The organism is Methanolobus sp. WCC1, assembly GCF_045690315.1.
Lineage (GTDB): Archaea > Halobacteriota > Methanosarcinia > Methanosarcinales > Methanosarcinaceae > Methanolobus > Methanolobus tindarius.
On the sequence record NZ_CP146979.1, the window covers coordinates 2,128,258 to 2,148,927 of the forward strand.

At 38.3% G+C, this 20,670-nt stretch carries 17 protein-coding genes and 1 other RNA gene; 9 read left to right on the forward strand and 9 right to left on the reverse strand.

What is annotated here, in order from left to right; translation table 11 throughout:
• Positions 1–80: 80 nt before the first annotated feature.
• From V7O61_RS10105 to V7O61_RS10125, 5 genes are all read left to right on the forward strand, one after another.
• On the forward strand, positions 81–7,391 hold the full coding sequence (locus V7O61_RS10105; RefSeq protein WP_407281910.1) for an S-layer protein domain-containing protein: 7,311 nt from the start codon (positions 81–83) through the stop codon (positions 7,389–7,391).
• A gap of 174 nt (positions 7,392–7,565) precedes the next feature.
• Positions 7,566–8,624 (forward strand): tRNA-intron lyase, encoded by a 1,059-nt coding sequence (gene endA / locus V7O61_RS10110; RefSeq protein ID WP_407281909.1) that lies wholly within the window; start codon positions 7,566–7,568, stop codon positions 8,622–8,624.
• A gap of 87 nt (positions 8,625–8,711) precedes the next feature.
• Entirely contained in the window at positions 8,712–9,104 is a 393-nt protein-coding gene (locus V7O61_RS10115) for a DUF2209 domain-containing protein (protein ID WP_023846123.1), read from the forward strand.
• Between the two features lie 22 nt (positions 9,105–9,126).
• On the forward strand, positions 9,127–10,377 hold the full coding sequence (gene hflX, locus V7O61_RS10120) for a GTPase HflX (protein WP_407283405.1): 1,251 nt from the start codon (positions 9,127–9,129) through the stop codon (positions 10,375–10,377).
• Between the two features lie 254 nt (positions 10,378–10,631).
• Complete coding sequence (locus V7O61_RS10125) at positions 10,632–11,303, forward strand: PHP domain-containing protein (protein ID WP_023846121.1); 672 nt, start codon at positions 10,632–10,634, stop codon at positions 11,301–11,303.
• 34 nt (positions 11,304–11,337) lie between these two features.
• Here V7O61_RS10125 and V7O61_RS10130 read toward each other — a convergent pair whose 3' ends face one another.
• The 4 genes from V7O61_RS10130 to V7O61_RS10145 all read right to left on the reverse strand — a co-directional run bounded on the left by V7O61_RS10130 (position 11,338) and on the right by V7O61_RS10145 (position 14,839).
• A complete protein-coding gene (locus tag V7O61_RS10130) occupies positions 11,338–12,042 on the reverse strand; it encodes a dihydromethanopterin reductase (acceptor) (protein WP_407281907.1) in 705 nt (234 codons plus the stop codon).
• A 63-nt stretch (positions 12,043–12,105) separates the two neighbouring features.
• A complete protein-coding gene (locus V7O61_RS10135) occupies positions 12,106–12,693 on the reverse strand; it encodes a DUF447 domain-containing protein (RefSeq protein ID WP_407281906.1) in 588 nt (195 codons plus the stop codon).
• Complete coding sequence (locus V7O61_RS10140) at positions 12,693–13,649, reverse strand: triphosphoribosyl-dephospho-CoA synthase (RefSeq protein ID WP_407281905.1); 957 nt, start codon at positions 13,647–13,649, stop codon at positions 12,693–12,695. The genes V7O61_RS10135 and V7O61_RS10140 overlap by 1 nt, the downstream gene beginning before the upstream one ends.
• 47 nt (positions 13,650–13,696) lie before the next feature.
• Positions 13,697–14,839, reverse strand: coding sequence for a methanogenesis marker 9 domain-containing protein (locus V7O61_RS10145; RefSeq protein WP_407281904.1), 1,143 nt, complete (start codon positions 14,837–14,839; stop codon positions 13,697–13,699).
• Between the two features lie 225 nt (positions 14,840–15,064).
• Here V7O61_RS10145 and V7O61_RS10150 point away from each other — a divergent pair, with 225 nt between their 5' ends.
• The 3 genes from V7O61_RS10150 (at position 15,065) to V7O61_RS10160 (ending at position 16,297) form a co-directional block, all read left to right on the forward strand.
• Positions 15,065–15,271 carry a hypothetical protein gene (locus V7O61_RS10150; protein WP_023846116.1) on the forward strand — a complete coding sequence of 69 codons (207 nt, stop codon included), beginning with the start codon at positions 15,065–15,067 and terminating at the stop codon, positions 15,269–15,271.
• A gap of 170 nt (positions 15,272–15,441) precedes the next feature.
• Positions 15,442–15,993 (forward strand): TMEM165/GDT1 family protein, encoded by a 552-nt coding sequence (locus tag V7O61_RS10155; RefSeq protein WP_407281903.1) that lies wholly within the window; start codon positions 15,442–15,444, stop codon positions 15,991–15,993.
• 172 nt (positions 15,994–16,165) lie between these two features.
• A complete protein-coding gene (locus V7O61_RS10160; protein ID WP_407281901.1) occupies positions 16,166–16,297 on the forward strand; it encodes a hypothetical protein in 132 nt (43 codons plus the stop codon).
• Between the two features lie 46 nt (positions 16,298–16,343).
• Here the strand turns inward: V7O61_RS10160 and V7O61_RS10165 are convergent, their stop codons facing one another.
• Positions 16,344–16,568: a hypothetical protein gene (locus tag V7O61_RS10165; protein ID WP_156916286.1), complete on the reverse strand. Its 225-nt coding sequence runs from the start codon at positions 16,566–16,568 to the stop codon at positions 16,344–16,346.
• Positions 16,569–16,761: 193 nt separating this feature from the next.
• Here V7O61_RS10165 and rnpB point away from each other — a divergent pair.
• An RNA gene (gene rnpB, locus V7O61_RS10170) (RNase P RNA component) lies at positions 16,762–17,144 on the forward strand.
• Between the two features lie 38 nt (positions 17,145–17,182).
• Here rnpB and V7O61_RS10175 read toward each other — a convergent pair.
• From V7O61_RS10175 to V7O61_RS10190, 4 genes are all read right to left on the reverse strand, one after another.
• Entirely contained in the window at positions 17,183–17,803 is a 621-nt protein-coding gene (locus V7O61_RS10175; RefSeq protein WP_407281899.1) for a DUF116 domain-containing protein, read from the reverse strand.
• A complete protein-coding gene (locus tag V7O61_RS10180; RefSeq protein WP_023846111.1) occupies positions 17,796–18,437 on the reverse strand; it encodes a DUF116 domain-containing protein in 642 nt (213 codons plus the stop codon). Before V7O61_RS10180 ends, V7O61_RS10175 begins: the two co-directional genes overlap by 8 nt.
• A 68-nt stretch (positions 18,438–18,505) precedes the next feature.
• Entirely contained in the window at positions 18,506–19,750 is a 1,245-nt protein-coding gene (locus V7O61_RS10185) for a (Fe-S)-binding protein (protein ID WP_023846110.1), read from the reverse strand.
• 1 nt (position 19,751) lies between these two features.
• Positions 19,752–20,543 carry a respiratory nitrate reductase subunit gamma gene (locus V7O61_RS10190; RefSeq protein WP_407281897.1) on the reverse strand — a complete coding sequence of 264 codons (792 nt, stop codon included), beginning with the start codon at positions 20,541–20,543 and terminating at the stop codon, positions 19,752–19,754.
• Positions 20,544–20,670: the final 127 nt, after the last annotated feature.

Sequence of the window (20,670 nt, forward strand, 5' to 3'; positions counted from 1 at the left end):
TTATTGATATGAGGCACCATTATTTTAAAACGTTGTTGGTTATGTATATATGTATTTCCTTTGTGCTTGCTGGAAATGCGATGGCTGAAACTATTACAGTGGATTTGTCAGGAGATGGAGATTATACTTCTATTCAGGATGCTATTGACAATTCAGATTCTGGGGATTCCATAATAGTTGAGTCTGGAACTTATACAGAGAATCTATTGGTGAATAAATCTATTTCTATTCAATCGGAATCCGGGAATCCTGATAATACTGTAATCATGGCTGCTGACCAGGAAGACGATGTGATTCATGTGACTGCAGACAATGTGACTATATGCGGTTTTAATATTACTAGAGAAAATGTTGTCATTGAAGATAGTGTACCAGATTATGCATATTCAGGAATATTTCTTGATAGAGTCTCCAACAGCTCGATAATTGACAACAGGTTATCATATAGCCATCAGGGTGTATTTCTTGAATATTCAACGGGTAATATCTTGTCTAATAATACTGTGCATTCAACTTACGCTTCTATTGGCACATTTGAATCAAGTGAAAATACTTTGATTAGCAATAATGCTTTTTTTAGTTTCATAGGTATTGATGTGTCAGCAGGTGGTCACAATTTATTGATCAATAATAACATTGAATATTGTGATAAGCAAGGTATTGATATTGACTCTGAACATTATACCACAGCTACGAGTAATAACATAAGTTTTTGTGACAATGGTATTAGAGTTAGTGTTGTAGACAACAGTATTTTTACAGATAATATTATTGTTTCAAACAATTGCAGTTTTGACCTGTACTATTCAGAGAATCTTACTATAAGTGGAAATAATGCATCAAACAATGTTCATAATGGTTTCTACATATATGGTTGCCGTTATAGTACAATAAAAAATAATATCATTTCTAATAACTCCGAATTTGGCATGATCATTGATTCTTTTTCTAACTTTAATTTGATTTATAACAATTATTTATCTAACACTAACAATGCAAAGGATGCATGTTCAAACACATGGAATATCACCAAAACAGCTGGTACTAACATAGTCGGAGGTCCATATCTCGGCGGCAATTTCTGGGCAAATCCTAATGGAACTGGATTTAGCCAGATAAATGCTGACAATAATAAAGATGGAATATGCGATACCGAGTATGCCATTGGAGGAAAAAGTATTGATAAATTACCTTTGTCTTCATATCAAAGTTCTACTATCATTGTAGATTGTGGAGGCAGTGGTGACTATACTTCTATTCAGGATGCCATTAACAATTCAACTTCCGGCAATTCTATCGTTGTTAAGTCGGGAACATATACGGAGAATATACTAATTGATAAACCACTATCTATAGCATCTGACTCTGGAAATCCGGATACTGTTACTATAAAGCCAATTGATAATCAAAGTTATACAATATGTATCAATTCAAATGATGTTGTACTGAAAGGTTTTACTGTAACTGGTGCAGACTTTTCTAAAGCAGTATTTCTTTATGAGTCATCGAGTTGTCTGATAGAGAATAACGTTGTTAAGTCAAACAAATATGGTATTTACCTTAACAATTCAGATAATAATGAAATAATCAATAATACCCTGGAATCTAACGATTATATTGGATTATGCCTCTTTGAAAGTAATAGTAATGAAATAAAATCAACATATTCATTTAATGACCTTATAGGATTTGATCTTGTAAAATCCTGCAACAATACTGTTATTGAAAACCATTTACAGGACGATAAAGTATACGGGATATATTTCCATGAGTCATCTCACAACAATTCACTGATTAATAACTCTATAATTCACACTTATTCTTATGAAGTTTCATCAACAAGTGTAAACTCATTGAGTGTTGATTCCTCAAATATTGATAGTCCTGATGAGTTTGAACTTGTTACAAAAGAGATAGTAATCTACCCAAACGAAAATGATGGTAAAAACAGCACAGATTTAGTATTGAGCTCTGCCTCTAGCTCCTATGTCACCCCTAATCTGGCAGTAGCAAGCGGAATTGGATTGTTTTTGAGATATAACAATAAAGAAAACCTGATAGCTGGAAATACTATAGAGAACAGTTATATGGAAGGAATGTACGTTGGCTACAATTCTTCCGGAAATACAATATATAACAATTATTTCAACAACGATTTAAACCTGAAACAATATTCAAATTCATCTAATACATGGAATATCGATAAAACAGCAGGAGAAAATATTGTTGGCGGACCATATCTTGGAGGGAATTGTTGGACCAATCCATCAGGAACGGATTTTTGCCAAACGCATCTTGATACAGATGAAGATGGAATTTGCGATGAGACCTATACAATTAATGAAAACAATGTAGATTTCTTACCTCTTTATTCCTACCAAAATCTAATTCCTGAAGCTTCAATTTTCTCAGTATCACCTGGATACGTAAAGGCCGGGGAGACTATTCACTTTGCAGGAATAGGTATTGATCACGACGGTTATATTCTGGAATATAAATGGGAATCAAGCATTGATGGAATATTGAGTGACAATGCTTACTTCAACACTAATAAATTGTCACCTGGAAATCACACCATTTATCTCAAAGTAAAAGACAACGAAGATGAATGGTCAGCAGAAGTTACAAGCCTATTGGTCGTGGAAAATGATAATGATGCATATATCAGAAGTCAGGTTTATAATGGAAGTAACCTCTACTCTATTTTTAAAGAAAATGCTATTAACATTGAAAACGGATCTTCTGCAATCGAAATAAATTCTTCTAATTTCAAAGCCTTCAACTACGATCTGGATACTAATAAAGGCAGTGAATCATTAAGGATTTACAATACCACAAATACTAACCAATCAGCAGATAGCAGGACTCTCGAAGAAGGAATGATCAACTACAAAACTGAAATACTTCAGGTAGCTTACGAAGCAGATTTTGATAACGAAGATGTATACGGATCTATACATCCTGCCACATACCCATCAATAGGGTTCTTTGGTGATAGATATGTATCTCTTTCAGATGAAAATCCAGATGAAATTGTTAAATTGCTTTTAGATAGCGATGATAAACATCTGATTAGAAAAAGTTTTACCTTTGAGCTTCCGGAAGGCTATGAACTTACAGCAAAACAAATCGATGTTGAAGGAGATAAAGTCTGGTTGGAACTATCCCAAAATGGAGAGTTTATAGAAGATGAAGTTATTGATCTTTCAAGAGGTCCTGTTACATGGGAGTATTATCAGGATGTTGGTGATGAGGATAATGTCATTGTTTTTAGATTACTTGTTACTGATGTATTCATGGGAGAGGTAGACGAATTTGTTGATGTAGAAGGTATATGGTTAATTGATTTTGAAAATCCCATAAATGTAGAAGAGGGATCTACTTTCAATGAAATGGAAGTCCAACTGGTGGATAATGATTCAATCAGAATGAACAATTCGAATAATATTGTTCTTGAAAAAGATAGTACTATAAATGTTGCCAATGACCTTAACTTTAAAGTTGCTGATTCAGATTCATTACGTTTCTGTCTGATTAAAACATACGACCAATCAACTCAACATGACATCCCAGGTGCTATTGCAACAGGACCGGAATCATGGGATTATTTGAATTTTGCTGGTCTATTCTATGATATTGACAATGCCATATCTTCTGAAACACTTGAAGTAACACAACCTTTGACGAGTACTGAACGAATAATAGACCCAGGAAACCTCACATATAGAACAACTATCCAGAAAAGTTATTTCTCATGTGATGAATTAAATTCTGACGGAGAGCAATATGAAGTTGTAGGTATACTCGGAGAGAAGTACATACCTTTAGAACAGGGAAATCCGGCAAAACTTGGAAAACTGCTTCTTGATACAGATAAAGAATATATTGTGACCGGAAGTGGTAATATTGATTTTAAGGATGATTACAGTATTCGTTATTCCTATGATGAAGAAGAAGACGAGTTTCACATTTATTTCCAAAAAGGAAACTGGATATATGGTGGAACATCCATTGATAACACCATAGTTTTTGACCCGGTATCTCAAGATGCTATATGGAAATGGGAATATGACATTGCAGGTGTAGACGATGTCAGAGTTATGAAATTGCATATTAAAAAAATAGAGGGACCGGTTTCGAAACAATTTATAATTGATGGTATTTGGATTCTGGACTTTGACGATATACTGGACTTTGAAATTTCAGATGAAGAGGGTCTACTAGAAGTAGCTGATATTTCAGAGAATTCTATCACTTTCTCAAATTCGAATTATATCAATCTGTTATCAGGAGAGAGATTTGATATTTACAATTGTTTGAAATTGGAAGTTGCAGATAACAGTACACTTTATTACTATCCGGTGATTGAAAAGACAATACCCGAAAATACACCAGCAAATATTGATTCTTATGAAACCAGAATAAGAAGTTACCAAAATGAGAATCCTACAATTAATATAAGCCTGGATTGTCCTTCTGATGTGGTATGGTATTTAGATGGAGATTATCAACAGATCAATTACTCAGTAACAGATGCATCCTATTATTCAGATACTTATGCATCAGGTGATTATGACATTACTGCCTTTGTATCAAACGAAAATGGAACAGATGTTATAAACTGGGACTGGGGAATTATAAAACCAACAACTTCAGTTGATATTACCCATACAGGAAATATCGAAGTCAGAAGCCCTGTATATGACAAAAATGATATATTTGCACTTAATGATAACAATACTTTCCTAGAAATCAATGCTTCCAATTTTGCAGGTTTTTATTATGACCTTGACAGAAACACTTCAACTGAATCGATTATTATAAAAAATATTACCGCTGCAGAAAACGGAGACTTAAAGGTTGGAAAATATGGGCTAAATTATTCCACTTCTATTCAGCAGGTCATGTACAAATCAGATTATGGAAATAGCAAATATGGATTAAATGAAACATATCAAGTAATAGGAATTCTGGGTGATCCTTATGTTCCAATTACTGAAATAGAAAATAGTAAAACTTGCAAGTTTGCAAAATTACTGGTTGACACTGATAATAAATACACATTAAGAACAAATTCTTCTCTTGAACTTGCAAATGGCTATGCTCTTACAGCAAAACAAATTAAAGTTGAAGAAAATAAGGTCTTGTTGGAGCTATCCCGAAACGGAGAGTTCGTTGAAGATGAAGTAATAGATGTAAGTGATGGATTAGCAATATGGGAGTATTATTCTGATCTTGGAAACGAATCTAATGTACTTATCTACAGACTACTTGTAAGTGATGTATTCATGGGGCAAGTCGATGCTCTTGCAGTTACACAAGGAATGTGGTTGATAGACAGTAATGAAGATAACCTGCTTGAAATTGATCACGGAGACCGCTTCAGCGAACTAGATGTCGATCTCTTGGACAACAACAGAATAACGATGTCCAATAACCATGATGCCATCATTCTGAAAAAAGGAGAAGACACAACCATTGCACTGGATTTATCAATAAAACTTTCAAATTCAAGTGATCACAATTTCTATCTTAAAAAGGATATTTATCCTACTGAGGAATATGAACTTAGAGGTACAGTAGCTACAGGACCAATTATATGGAATAATGGATTGTCCTGGAATTTCAAGGACTTTGCAGGCTTTGTATATGACTTTGAAGAAAACATCGGAACAGAACAAATCAATATCAACTATATTTCAAATAGCTCTATCGAAGAAGAAGGAATCACTTATTACTCCACACTCATTCAAAAAGAGTATGCTGGAAATTTCACTCCTGAAAACAACATCCATAATAATGAAACATATCCTATGGTAGGTATTTTCGGAGAAGAATACGTATCCCTTAAAGACAGTAGACCGGATGAATTAGCAAAACTGGTAATTGATTCTGATTCACAATATACTTTGAAAATAGGTTCACCGCTTGAACTTCCAGAAAGTTATGAATTAATCGTAAATGAGATTGAAAACAATAATACTGCAGTTATAAGCATATTAAAGAACAGAGAACTACTATTCAGTGAAAATATAGATTCTTTTGCTGGAGAATTTACTCTGGAATTTAAGGAAGATATAGGTTCTCAGGAAAATGTTATTGTTGTCCGCACAAATATCAAAGAAATAGTTACCGAACAAACAGACAGTTATATAGTCCTGAATGGTCTCTGGATAGTAGATTCTGAAAGCTATCTTGCAATAAATATAGGAGACAGATTTGGAGAATTTGTAGTCGATTTTATCACAGAAGATAATATCTATATGTTTAATTTTAGAAAGATTTCCATAGGTAAAGGGCACGAAATAGAACTTGCTGAAGGGATCAACCTTAGAATATCAGACAGTGATTCACTACTGTTCTATCCTTATAGAGAATATAAGCCAACCGGAGCACTAAGCAATTATTTACCATCTGTCTCATCATTACTTCTATCAACAAATATTACAACATTCAACTCAGACGTAAGCTTCTATGGAAATGGAACCGATCAAGATGGTTCCATAGTCGCCTACAACTGGCGTTCCAACATCGATGGCCAATTAAGCACCAACTCCAGTTTCACAAGTTCTGAGCTCTCTATAGGTAATCACACGATATACTTCAAAGCCAAAGACGACAATGGTGACTGGTCCGAAGAGGTTTCAACAAATCTTCTGGTTAATGCAGCTTCTCCTACAATCACAACAACCTCGAGCTCCGGCGGCGGTGGCGGAGGAGGCGGTGGAACCTCTGGCGAACTTTACGAAAACATCGCATTCAAGGACGTTAAATCTGAATTCATAACCAAAGATTCAGTCACAACCTACGACTTTGAGAATGAGAACAATGAAGTAGAATTCATCCAGTTCACAGCTTCCCGCAACTGGGGTAAGATATCTGCAACCATTGAATGTTTGCATGACACATCTGCCCTCGTGGACAAGGAGCCTGAAGGAACAGTGTACCGCAACCTCAACATATGGGTTGGAAAATCAGGATTCTCAGATTCAGACAATATCAAAGACTGCATTATAGGGTTTAAAGTAAGCAGGCAGTGGCTTGAGGACAACGACATAGATGAAGATTCTATCAGGCTGTTGCACTATTCAGATGGAGAATGGGAAGAACTTGATACGGAAATGACAGGTGAAGATGATGAGTATCTTCACTTTGAAGCAAAAACATCAGGATTTTCTCCGTTTGCAATAGTTGGCAATTCTAAGGAAGAAAACCTGAATTCTAACTCTGACGACTCAAAAATGTCAACTAATTCAATTGAAAACAACAATAATGTTGAAGAGGAAATAACTGAAACTGCATCACAGAGCACACCTGGCTTTGAAAGCATTACTTTAATAACCGCATTTTTGCTTGCTGTCTGTTGCATTACTCGCGTGAGGAAGGACTAAAACTGAAAGTTTCAGTTTTTCTTCTCCAATCTTTTTTTAACCTGCCATTATTATATTTGCACTTAAATTCCCTGGAACTGCAGATAGCCCAGTCCACCACTGTTAAATATATAGTACAATATTTGAATCCCTATATATTTGTAAATACATTCTTATTTATTTCAGGTGAAATTTTTGATCGGAAAACTAGTCAAAGAAAAGGTAAAAGCCGGAAAAAAAGCCATCAATGAGCTTTACAACACCGGGTACTATGGTCGTCCAAAGGGCGATGTTCTTGAACTCACACTCGTTGAAGCCGCATATTTACTTTACAAGAACAAACTGGAGATAAGTCAGGATGAAAAGAACCTTGGATTTGAAGAGTTTTTCACAGAAGCATCAAGAAGACAGCAATTCTTTGAATTGAAATACATCGTTTACAAAGACCTCCGTGAAAGAGGCTACTATGTACAACCCAGTGTAACTGACTTCAGGGTCTATCCTAGAGGCGGACACCCTGGCAAGACACAGGCAAAGATGTTTGTTTACGTCAGATCAGAACGTGTACCAATGTTACTGAAAGACCTGCTTACCCAGTATAACGCCGCACTTAATGTCCGCAAACAAATGGTTCTTGCCATCGTTGACGAGGAAAGTGACATCACATACTACGAAGTTAAAAGACTGGATATTAAAGGAGAAATGGGACAAATTCCACCTCTGGAAAAGCCTGCATCTGTTACGATGCTCGAAGACCGTGTCCTTGTCTGGGATGGCGAAACATCCAGGCTTCTTTATGAGAACGGCTTTTATGGCAAACCACTAGATAATGAACGCCTTCAGTTGTCACTTGTGGAATCTGCCTACCTGCTTGATAAAGGCATAATAGAGATAAAGAACAGTAATGACGAAATAATTCCTGACATTTCTGAATTCTCAGAAATTGCGGCCTCAATTGATCCTGATTTCACACGCAAGTACAGTGCCTATGTAGACCTTCGAAGCAGAGGATTTGTCCCGAAGACCGGTTTTAAGTTCGGAACACACTTCAGGGTTTACAGCGAAGTGCACTCTACTGACAAGCTTCCACACTCTAATTTCCTGATTCATGCCATACCACATAACCACGAATTCTTACTCCCTGTTATGTCCAGAGCCATCAGGCTTGCAAACAGCGTCAGAAAACAGATGCTCTATGCAGTGGAATTTAATGGTGCTATTGAATACATCGATATCGGCAGGATAAAGATGTAATTACAGTTTCATGAATGAATAAAGAGAACAGGAATAAACTCCAAAACTGCTCAAACTTATATAAGATACCCGACTTTGCTTTAGAAGATGTTTGATATAATCGCGGTGGATATTTCCGGCAGGCATAAGGTAAATGATGAATACCTCATGGTATGTGCAGCAGTTGCTGCTTCTGTCACTGCAGACCACATTGAAAAAGTCAATCAGATAAACCTGAGGTCTTTCAGGAGTAAATCCGCACCTGATGTCCAGTTTGTTGTAAAAATGGTAGAAACCACTGTTTCCGAACTGAAATCCTGTGGAACCATTGTTACAGAAGCGGGTGATTTTTATAATAAACCCCAATGGTTAATCGACAGTATGTTCACCCGGGATTTCAAATATCAGGAATCACTCAGTGAGAGAAGATGTATTGAGATTGCCCATCATGCATCACTCAGTTCACGAAAGCTTCTTTTAAAAGAACTGGATATTCAGTGAAATGCCAATTCAAGGTACCCCTATGATGCGTGCTATATTAGTAAAGAGGAATGACCCAAGGTCTGAAGATGAAAAAAATGACCTTCAAATGAATGAACTTCGGGAACTTGCCGGAGCAGCAGGTTATGAAATCATTTTGGAAATAAGCCAGACACGTCATCCCGACCGCAAATATCACCTTGGAAGAGGAAAGGTTGAGGAACTTGCACTGATGGTCTCTGACCTGAAACCAGATAAGCTAATATTCCACAACCCTCTCAGCACCATGCAGATCTACAATATTTCTGAAACATGCCGCTGTGAAACTATTGACAAATTTCAACTAATTCTGGAAATCTTCGCAACAAGAGCAACTACACATCGTTCCAAATTACAGGTGGAACTTGCAAGACTGGAATATGAACTCCCACGTGCAAGAGCAGTAATATCCATTCTGAAAAAGGACGAAAGACCTGGTTTTATGGGACTTGGCGGTTATGAGGACTCATATGCCCAGGATATCAAAAACCGGATGACACGTATCAGAAGTGAGCTTGAGACCATACAGAAGGATAACGAATCCTTGCGGGCACATCGTCATTCAAAAGGATTCTCACTTGCGGCACTTGCAGGTTATACTAACGCCGGAAAAAGTACTCTGTTCAATGCACTCGTGGACGAAACTGTCGAATCAAAGGATATGTTATTCACCACTCTTCTACCCACAACAAGATCGCTTAAAGTAGAGGGTCGTGATATTCTTGTCACGGATACTGTTGGTTTTATAGAAGACCTTCCTCACTGGATGGTTGACGCTTTCAGATCAACACTTAATGAGATATTCCTTGCCGATGTCGTGCTTCTTGTAGTAGACTCATCAGAACCGTTTGAGATTATACGTAAAAAGCTTCTTGTATGTCATGAAACAATGTGGGACCAATTACAGGAAGTAGCTATTGTCACCGTTTTCAATAAAGCAGATCTTGTAACAGATGAGGAACTGCAGGAAAAGATGACAGGTCTTGCATATCTTGCCCCAAATTCTGTAACTGTATCTGCAAAAACAGGTTTTGGATTTGAAAAGCTCAAAAAACAGATACGAAACCAATTACCTGAGTGGAAAAGAATCAGTATTACGATACCAATGTCGGAAGAGGGTATGTCACTTGTAGCATGGATCTATGACGAAGGAGTAGTCCATAATATCAGTTACACTGATGTAATTTCAATTGATTTTGAAGCAAGGGATAAAGTTATAAATAAAGCCATATCTCTAGTGAATGAACTATCATGACATGTATATACAGCTGTAATTTTTAAAGATTTTAATTCACAGCGTTATATATATATGCGATCCGGTAGTTAGTATATATGCGAACGGGAACAAATACTCTAATGTACCACCAATCCTATCCAACCACCCAACCACCAAAATTCTATCCCCGTTCGCAGTATTTTCTATTATTCACCTTGGTTTACCTGATTTCAACTGGTTTCCAGCATAGAATCTAAAATATCTTTATTAACCTGTAAGACCAAGATGCTTACATGAAGTTCGATCTTCACGTACATTCCTGTTACTCTAAAGACAGCAACGCCAGTCTTGATGAGATTCTAAAAAATGCTGAATCCAATGGACTTGATGGTTTTGCAATATGTGACCACGATCGTATTGAAGGAGGATTTGCCTGCGTCAAAAGAGCGCAGGAACTTGGTTCAAAAATGATTGTCATCCCAGGTGTTGAAGTCAGTTCTTCAAAAGGCCATATACTTGTTCTCGGTGTCCATAAACCAATAAAACCTGGACTCAGTCCGGAAGAAACTATAAAAAAAGCACGTCAACAGGGCGCAGTAGTTATAATCCCACACCCCTTTAAAGTGACATCCCACGGAATAGGTTACATTGAAGGATTAGATGCGGATGCAATCGAAGTCCTGAATTCAAGATGCGTAACAGACGGCCCCAATAACAAAGCCCGAAAAGCTTCAGAAGAACTTGGATTCCCAATGGCAGGTGGGAGTGACGCACATGAAGCTGAAATGGTAGGAATATCATATACTGAAATTGATACCGACGCCACAACTGTAGAAGAGGTTCTGGATGCAATCAGAGCAGGAAAGACAAGTCCCGGCGGAAGAAAAACACCTGTGTCATTTGTGGTGAAACAAATGTTTATTGGACATATGAACAAAATCACCAGGCGCCTTGGAATGAGATGAAAATAAAAAGAGGAAATGATAATTCCTTTTTTGCTTATATTTCATCCATAATTAAAGGTATATCTTCCGGTTTTTCCAGTATAGTAATACCTTCGAGTTCCCTTATGATTTCCACGTTTCTGGCATCAATATCCCTTACTTTCAACTCAACAGGACCGCCTTTTATAGCATTAAAGTTGCAAAGGTCTTTGCATATACCGCAACCACTGCATTTGAGCAAGTCAATCTGGTCGTTTATTGCACCGTTTGGACAGTTATCCCGGGGCGGACAGGAGTCACATTTTCGGCATTTTTCCCTGGCAATGCCATAAGGAAGCTCAGATATAACCACTCCTGCGATATCCACAGGAACAACATAAACCGGCACACTACCTTTTACAGCCTGGGCAACAGCATTGCTCACAAGTGAATCTGCGGTACCGTGCGCTATCTTGGAAACCGTGTTTGATGTCGCGGGTGTTACTACAAGAGCATCATATTTGTCAAGTAAAAAGCGTCCTGTTTTAGGCCAGCTTTTGCCCTGATGTGTTTCAAGGAAGACTTCCTCAAGGTATTCACCACAGGATATCTTTTCCAGTTCATGCTCAAGTCCGTACATCCTCACAACTTCCTCAGCTGCACTGGAAAGGAAAGTGTTCACTCTGATATCATATTCGTTTTTCATCTGCCCGAATATGTCAAAACTCGAAGTAAGGAAATGACCTGCTCCGGTAATTCCCCATGCTATCGTTTTTGTCATAGGGAGAAAATGGTTCTTCTGTGTTATATACTTTAATATACCGGATTTAGTTTGAATCTGGAGTTACAGGTAGGCATAGAGCAGCTTCATGGCTTCCTTTTCTTTTTCCCCGCCGCACTTATCCACAATTTCGCCATAGGCCTTGATGAGTTTTAGATATTTTTCCTCACCTGTAAGCCGGTATCTGGTTGCATGGATGCATGCTTCAATCACACCGAAAAGTCCGCGGTTTGGAGCTCTTATCCGGCACTTGTTAACATGTGTTCTCAAAGGAATAAGCTCAGCAACCAGGGCCTCTGATGTAAGTTTTATATTCATGCATTCAAAAGCTATCCAGCACTGTGCCTCTTTGAGAGCTACAATTGTTCTTCCATTAACATTAATGGATTCAAAATCAGAATCCTGCAGATCGGAAAATGTAGAGTTTACAAAAATTGCGGCATTCCACGTGGTATTTGCAACAAGGACTTTTTCCGACAATACATTATCATAAGTAGTTGAGCCTTTGAAAAGACGCACAAACAACTTATCGTTCCTGCGGATAATTCCCATAGGTGCAGCATTCATAGACCATCCCCTGTTTGTCGTAACAATGGTTTCCGAAATGCCTTCATATATCCCGTAATCCTCAAGATTTAATTTAATATGCATCAAAATCGGACTCCGGCAAGTAATGCTATGAACAAACCTGCAATGACTATATCTGCTGTAGAACCCGGATTTATCTTCTTCCGGAGAAGTTCCTGATCCAGTTTCTCAATCAATGGTAATATACTATTAAAGTCTTCACCGATATTATACATTTGCTCAAGTATCTCTTTTGCTTTTTCTGATACATAGAGAGCCGTATCCGTATCATATTTGGTGCTGATGAACGTATCCTCATTCTCAGAAAGCATCTTCAGGAATGCATAAACAGTAACGTTATTAATATCAGCCCGAAGTCTGGGAGCCTCAAGACCTTTCATTCCATCAATAATCAGGTCTGCACAACGGGCACACCTCTTAAAACCTGTGACCCATTCATTAGCTATGATATCATAACCCCTGGCAATATCCATGAGTTTGTAAAGACTCATATCCTTTTCGTGGAGCTCATCTATAGCACTGTTATCCTCAAGATCAAACTCATCTACCGAATTGACCTTAACACCTGCATTATCAAAACAACTGTAGAAATCCACTGAATCCTCAGTTGTGGTGCTCTTTACTATCCTGTATGCAGATTCTGTCAGTTGCTGGATAGTAAATGTCTCATCTTCCTCAAACATTTCCCCTGCAGCCATCGCAAAAGGAATCAATAGCAAGAAAGCACCGAAATGAGTATTACCACCTTTCTGCCAGCGCATACTTTCAGTAACAGCACCCTTAATAAGCCTCCCTACACCGGCCTCACAGGAAACTGCTTCCTCAATGACAGGATAGACAGCACTTGATGACGCAAGAAAATGTTCGTATCGAGTGTCATCATAATCATTAAACCTGTCAATGTTTCCAGGTTTAGGTGAAGAGGACACTTCAAGACACATAGCAAGCTGTGCGCACCGTGCAATGTGTGCCGGCAGAGGATAAGCTCCCCTGTCAATTGTGTAGAGTGAATCTATCATCGTACCTTCTTATGCCTTATAATAAAGAGTTGATTTAATTTTAGCACTCATACCTGAGCGTTGACTGGCTTTTTAGCGTTCTCCAGTATGTAGTCTGCAAGTTCCTTTTTAAGGCGCATGTATTCTGAATCAGAAAGACCAAGAGTTTCCAGAACACCGTCTCTCAGGTAGCATGGTTTTGATATCTTACAGCACCATACAAGACTGCCAAAACATGTACTGTCACCGTATTCAAGCATTGTACCTTTTGCAAACTCATTCTTTATATCTGCAAATTCCTGTGCAGAGTAACCGAGTTTGGCAATATTGTTATGAACAGGGCATGGTTTTACAGGCAGGCAACAGAATGCAAGTCCCCTGAGGTCTCCTTCCCCACGACAAACATGTTTAGGTGCGTTATACCATCCCATATCTTCCTGCTGTATTGAGATCCTGTTTACAAGCTGACTTATTATTCCTGGTTCATCCATTACAGCACGTGCTACAGAAACCATATCAGCTCCTCTTGTAAACATATCCTTTGCAGTCTCAATATCTGTGACAGAGTTGTTGCAGATAAGGAACATTCTTGTGGAGTCACGTATCTCTTTTATGAGTTTAAGATCTGCACCGGCACCTTCCTGCATTGCATCAAGGTGAAGAACATCTGCACCGGCTGATTCGATTGCTTTGACAAGTTCAATATCATTAACAACATTTGCACGTATTTTTACAGAAAGTACGACACCTGTTTCCTTGATTTTAGAGATCCAGTCGCTGAGTTTTGGAAGATCGCTGAGTAATGCCTGACCAACACCAATGCCAGTCATTTCATTCTGCCTGCAATGAGCATCAAGCTCAAGTATGGCACCTGCATTCCTTACAAGTTCAGCTGCCTTAATGAGAGGTTCAAGTTTTGAACTCCTTACATTGACACCGACGATGGGGCCTTCATTTACAGCTTTTATCTCATCTTCCATGACCTTGAAAGGCTCATGGGACTCAAACTCCTTTCTTCCACGGGATACCATTTCTGCAGCAGCTTTCTGTGTCGCAGAATCCAGATTGTATCCTCCTAGAATTACAAGTCCGGCATCATTTGCATTCTTGTTTGCAAAAGTACTGTTTGTTATTCCCCCCATGGGTGCAAGCGCAATTGGATTTCTGAATGAGAAATCTCCTACTTTAATATCAAAAAGATTATCAGACACGTTTTTACCTCAGGTAAATTTGATATTCATCAACATTAATTTGAATTTCCTTTTATGTCGCTGAATAATGAGAGTTTCCATTATTAAAATTGCGCCTTGTTTTGAACATTTTCCATGTAAACCCTTTCAGGCTCAAAACCTATATACTATCAGCACAGACATTTAAAATAACCAGAGATTCGCACCAATGAGAATCTAGGAATAATGTAAATGTGGAGGTAAATTATGAATTGTATTGTTTGTGGTATTGAAAGTGATACAAAGTATTGTAATGAGTGTGGGAAAGTAATGGATGAGGTAATAAGAACCGTAGGAGAGAAGCGATGGAATGCGATAGACGATTGTTCGTTTATTTATCCAATGGTCCTCAGGGTTGCCAGAGGTGAACTTACAGTCCATGATATTATCCAGGCCCTGGAAGTCGAAGACTGATTACTTTTTTGTAAAACAGATTAATTGGGAAGAAAAGAAAGTAAGCATATGCTTACCTTTTTTTATTCTTACGTAATTTCTTCTGAAATAAAGTACTGCAAACTTCAAGTAGTATATTTGATACATATTAGAAATGTTTTATATAGGACTTATTGTTTCTTCCTGTTAATATGATTCAGGACATAATGATCCCATTCTTCCTCGTAGGTCTGGCAGAACTGGGAGACAAAACACAACTAGCCGTATTGGTTTTATCTACTAAAACAAGAGAATACACTCGTTTACTTGCCGGTGTGATGCTTGCTTTTATTATAACAGATGGCCTGGCAATCCTTCTAGGAAATGTAATTGCCAACAGAATACCAATGGAATACGTGCGTATCGGTGCCGGAGTTATGTTCATCATTTTCGGTGTAATGACACTGATAAACAAGGAAGATGATGATCAGGAAGGTTCATACGAACTAAAAACTCCCTTTATGTCGGGTTTTGGTCTTATTTTAGTATCAGAGATGGGAGATAAGACACAGCTTGCATCTGCACTTTTTGCAACCCAATACAACCCATTGATGGTATTCATAGGTGTTGTACTTGCACTATTACTGCTTTCATCTATGGCAGTATATGTTGGCAAAGTACTCATGGAAAAGATAAATAAGAATACAATTTCCAAAGCTGCAGGCGTACTTTTTATTATAATTGGTATTTCATTCTTCTTCTGAAGTACGGTTATTTTTACTTCCTTTTTTGCAGTCAAAACAAAAACTTATAAGGCAGGAGTTGTAACGTTAAGTAGGAGGTTATACTATAGTACATATACTCAGATGCAAGGACCTTGGTTTTAATGACGATTTTATAGTCATCGACAATGATCCAAAAAAAGCAAAAGAAAGAATGAAGGAACATGTCCTGACTGAGCACGAGGAAGAGTTCGAATCACTATCAGACTTCCATCAAGAAGAGATCATTTCAAAAATGGATTTCCTGCTCACACGTGGCTGTGGCTGTGGTGTGCTTAAACTCTAAGCCATCATTTCACATTTTAATTAAAAATGATATTCATTACTTAAATTTAGGATGAATTCTCCTTTTTAGATCTGAAAACAACGTAAATAGCTGCAAGCAATAAAGGAAGTCCTATACCCAGTACCAATACTTCAAATCCATTTTCCCCGGCATCGAATCCATTGACATTAAACAGCTCGGTGTCTGTTACGGAAACAGCTCCGGAGAATATGAAAAGGAATAGTACCGTCAACAGTGTGATACCAATTATGAGATACCTATTATATTTCATACCAACCATCTTAGTTGTTTCATAGGATTCTTAATAAATGTTTTGATTCATAATGAACTATTTTAAAATGAGATATTATTTTTAAATAGCATATGAAATTTTAATGACGTGTTAAATTAATATGATATTGAAACCAGTTAAATTGCCAGGCATTGTCACAAGTTATATATCATTTGATTTCATCTCAATCACTGAGAGAGGAAGGACGGCTGCCGGGTCATTTGACCTGAGGAAAGTCTCCCCACCTTCTAAACACACGAATACCTGTAAAGGGTATCTGGCGAGAGCCAGGGCAGTTGCTTTGCAACTCATGTGCTTTGCACATGCTGGCACAGAAACGATACCGCAACATGTCAATGCGATGATGCTGAAAAGCTGAGTTCTCATGAAATGCGGATGGAACGGCGAATCCTCGTGGGTGCAAGTCGGAAGTAGGGGGCAATGGTTGTTTAGACCATTCCCGAAGTTTATGTACGCGTAGCCGAATGCCGTCAATGCAGCTCTTTTGAGCGCATCATTCTGCCATGTTGGAATGAATGTATTGCATTAACAGAAGGGAGCTTACTCTCCTCACTCAATATTCTTCAATTAGTCGATGTCTCTTTTTTATATAGTTAATTAGAGAACAGTTCCAGAGTTTCAATCACTTTTTCATATTCAACTTCGGTATTAAAACATCCGTCATTAAGCATCGGGACACCATAAGTTATCAGTCTCTTACCCTTTAGCCCCATCATAACCTTATTCAGTTCATAATCACAGGCAATAAGTAAAGCTGCATCATAGCTCTTTTCTTTAATCACATGTTTAACAAAGGATGAACCGGTAACAATATAGAGATCGTACCCATATTTTGATGCATCTTCCCCGAGTCTGCTAAAAATACATTTTCCACATGAAACACACTGTATACCAGTTCTTTTAGATGATGCCGGACACTCCATATGTCGCATACAGTGAGGAGCGATAATCATACGTCTGTCAGCTTTCTTAAAACTGTTCCTGTTGGAGATATTCTTCAGGGATACCATCCATTTATCAAGAATACGCGGATCTGAAAACTTATAGAAGAAATATTTTAGAGGCATGTAGAAGAAGTCCAGTATACCTGCAAAAAATCCTGCAAGCCATACATGCCTGTTAAGACTGATACGACTGACCAGCAGTGCCAGGGCTGCCAGCAGTATTGACATGATAAACAAAAGGGTCACAATAATGCCGATAATCCTATACATCGTCACATTCCTCCATTTTTCTTATGACCTCATCTACATCTACTCTGGTATTGTAACAACCATCCTGTAATAGTGAAACTCCCTGGACAACCATAAATGGTGAAGCACCCTGCATTGACTCGGCCAGTTCAGGATAGCATGCGACGCCAATACAACTTTCAGGCCTGTGAGCTTTAATTATTTTTTTGACAAAACTGCCGCCGGGAATTACATAAACTTCGAAACCTCGTTCATTGGCAGCTTTACATATAGTTCCAATGTCACACAGACCGCATAATTTGCATTCATACCCAATCAAAGGGTCACAGCGAGCTTTACAGTTTGGATGCCTGAGACACTGAGGAAGAAAAACAACCCTCCCGTTTTTAATTTCTCTGAACTGATCAAGCATTACGGCATTACGTACCTCAACCAGAATTTCATCAACCAGTGTGTCCTTAATGCCAAATACACGGCATATCCATTTTGAGGGGCCGTAGAACAGATAGAGAATGAATAGGACAAAATTTGGGAACAGTATTTTATGATTCTTAAAACTATATAAACCCAATAGTAAAGCAATTAATAGGACTAAAAGTGCAGCAAAAGCTACAAAAATAAAGATTTTTCCAAGTAATTCATAAGGGATTTGCATGAGAAAAGTAAATAGTACGAATAGGTATATTCAATTTGCCCTAAAAATAAAAAGATAGAGTGATAAAATCACTCTGGTGAGTCGCTGAGGTCAATTCCCATTGCTTCTGCAGCAAGAACTACTACATCCTCAACTTCAAGATCCTTTGCGCCTATTGCGTCCCTACCATCACTGAGGTTTCTCTTACAGAATGGGCAGGCACTTGAAAGGAGCTCTGCTTTTGTTGCAAGTGCATCTTCAACACGTGTTGAAGCAACACCGAGTGCAAGATCAGGAATACCTGCCTTGACACCACCGCCAGCTCCACAGCAACGCTGATTCTCTTCGATTCTTTCCATCTCAATGAACTTAATACCTGGTATTGCTTCAAGTACAGCTCTTGGTGGCTCGAATACTCCAACGTGACGTCCGAGGTGGCATGGATCGTGGTATGTTACTGTCTTGTCAATTGACTTCTCCCACTTGATCTCTCCTTTCTCGATAAGACCCTGGAGATACTCTGTAATGTGCATTACCTTAAATGGAAGTTCCTTCTCAGTGAGCCTTGGCCAGTCTACTTTAGAAGCCCTGAAACATCCTGCACATGCGTAAAGTACAATTTTAGCACCTTTTGCCTTGATGTTGTCAACATTTTTCTGAGCATTTACTTTTGCAGTGTCGTTGATGAAATACTGACCTGTCCTGATAAGAGCTGAACCACAGCAGATCTCATCTTCACCGAGCATTGTGAACTTAATTCCAAGCTTGTTCAGAAGACGGGCTGTTGCAAGCGCAAGCTTCCTCTGTTTGAGTTCTGCGGTACATCCTCCGAAGTAAAGGATTTCTGCCTTGTCTTCGACCTTGATGTCTTCAGGGAACCAGTTTACCCTGTTTGCGTTGTCTTCCATGTAAGGGTTCTTGTACTCTCCAATAAGTTTAAGGAAAGCACCCTGCTTACCGAATGGACCGTTTCCACGCTTTACAAGGTTTGCACGCATGGATTCCCAGAGTTCTACTGTGTTAATTGCAGATTCACAGACTGTTGCGCACATACCACATGTTGTACAGCCGTATACATCATCTTTGAACTGCTCGATCTCTTCTTCTGAGATCTCTTTTGGACCGAAGAGTTTTGCACGAAGTCCATAGGACTGGTTCATGTATTCTCTCCATCTGAGGATCTTGTCTCTTGGTGCAAGTCCCGGATCCTGTCCGGATGCATCGTATGTTGGACACCAGTCCACACATTCGCCACAGCGGCTGCATGAGTCAAGTTCCATAAGCTGAACAGCGGTAAAGTTTTCAGTTGTAATAGATGGTTCACGTTTTGCCATTTTATTCTCCTCCCTTGTTTGCAAGGAGTGCAAGTGGTATTGCAATCACATGGATATATTTACTGAATGGGATGTATGCAATACAGAACAGAAGTGAAATTACAACATGGAAAAGTGCCATTGGTGGTGCGATCTCGGAATCAATTCCAAGTCCCCAAAGCCTTCCTGTCCTGATACCATCTGCAACAAATCCTGAGATTGTAATGATTGTAAGTCCGATAAGAAGAATAGAATCGTATGCGATTGTTGCTTCTCTTACCTTTGTGACAAAAAGTCTTCTGTAGATAGCTATGATGATACCAATGAGTAAAATGTAACTGAATACATCATTTGGTACTGCAAGAAGCTCTCTGAATGTCTCAGGTATCATGAACCATGGAAGAGAATGAGCATATCCTACCTTTTCGCCTATCAGGTGTATCATTTCAACAGCGAACATTGCACCGGACATTGCAAAAAGTGTCATCCAGCCAACGAAAATTGTGAAGTGCATAAACCATCTGAGAGGGCTTCTTCTCAGGATCCTTCTCTGGAAAAGGATGTCAAGGACAAATGTTTCAAGAACAGACTGATTGTGAACATGTGCATGCTCATTCATCTGATACATAAGCATTTTAGGGAATGCCATAATACTTTTAGATGGAGCAGCGCCATACCCTGTGGAGCCCATACCCCATTTCTTTAAGTTGATGTACATTCCTACAACGAAAATACCCATGGCTAAAAAGGAAATGAGCATCATCTGCACAAAAGTAACCCTTAGTGCATCGGTTACACCGGCAAAATAATCCATATTTTTCTTCTCCTGATGTTATTATAAATATATAATTATTATAAAGATAATTTATTCTTTACTCTAAAGTAACCAGTTTGGTTTGCATGATTGTAGTGCCGATATTATTTAAAGATTGTCATCATTA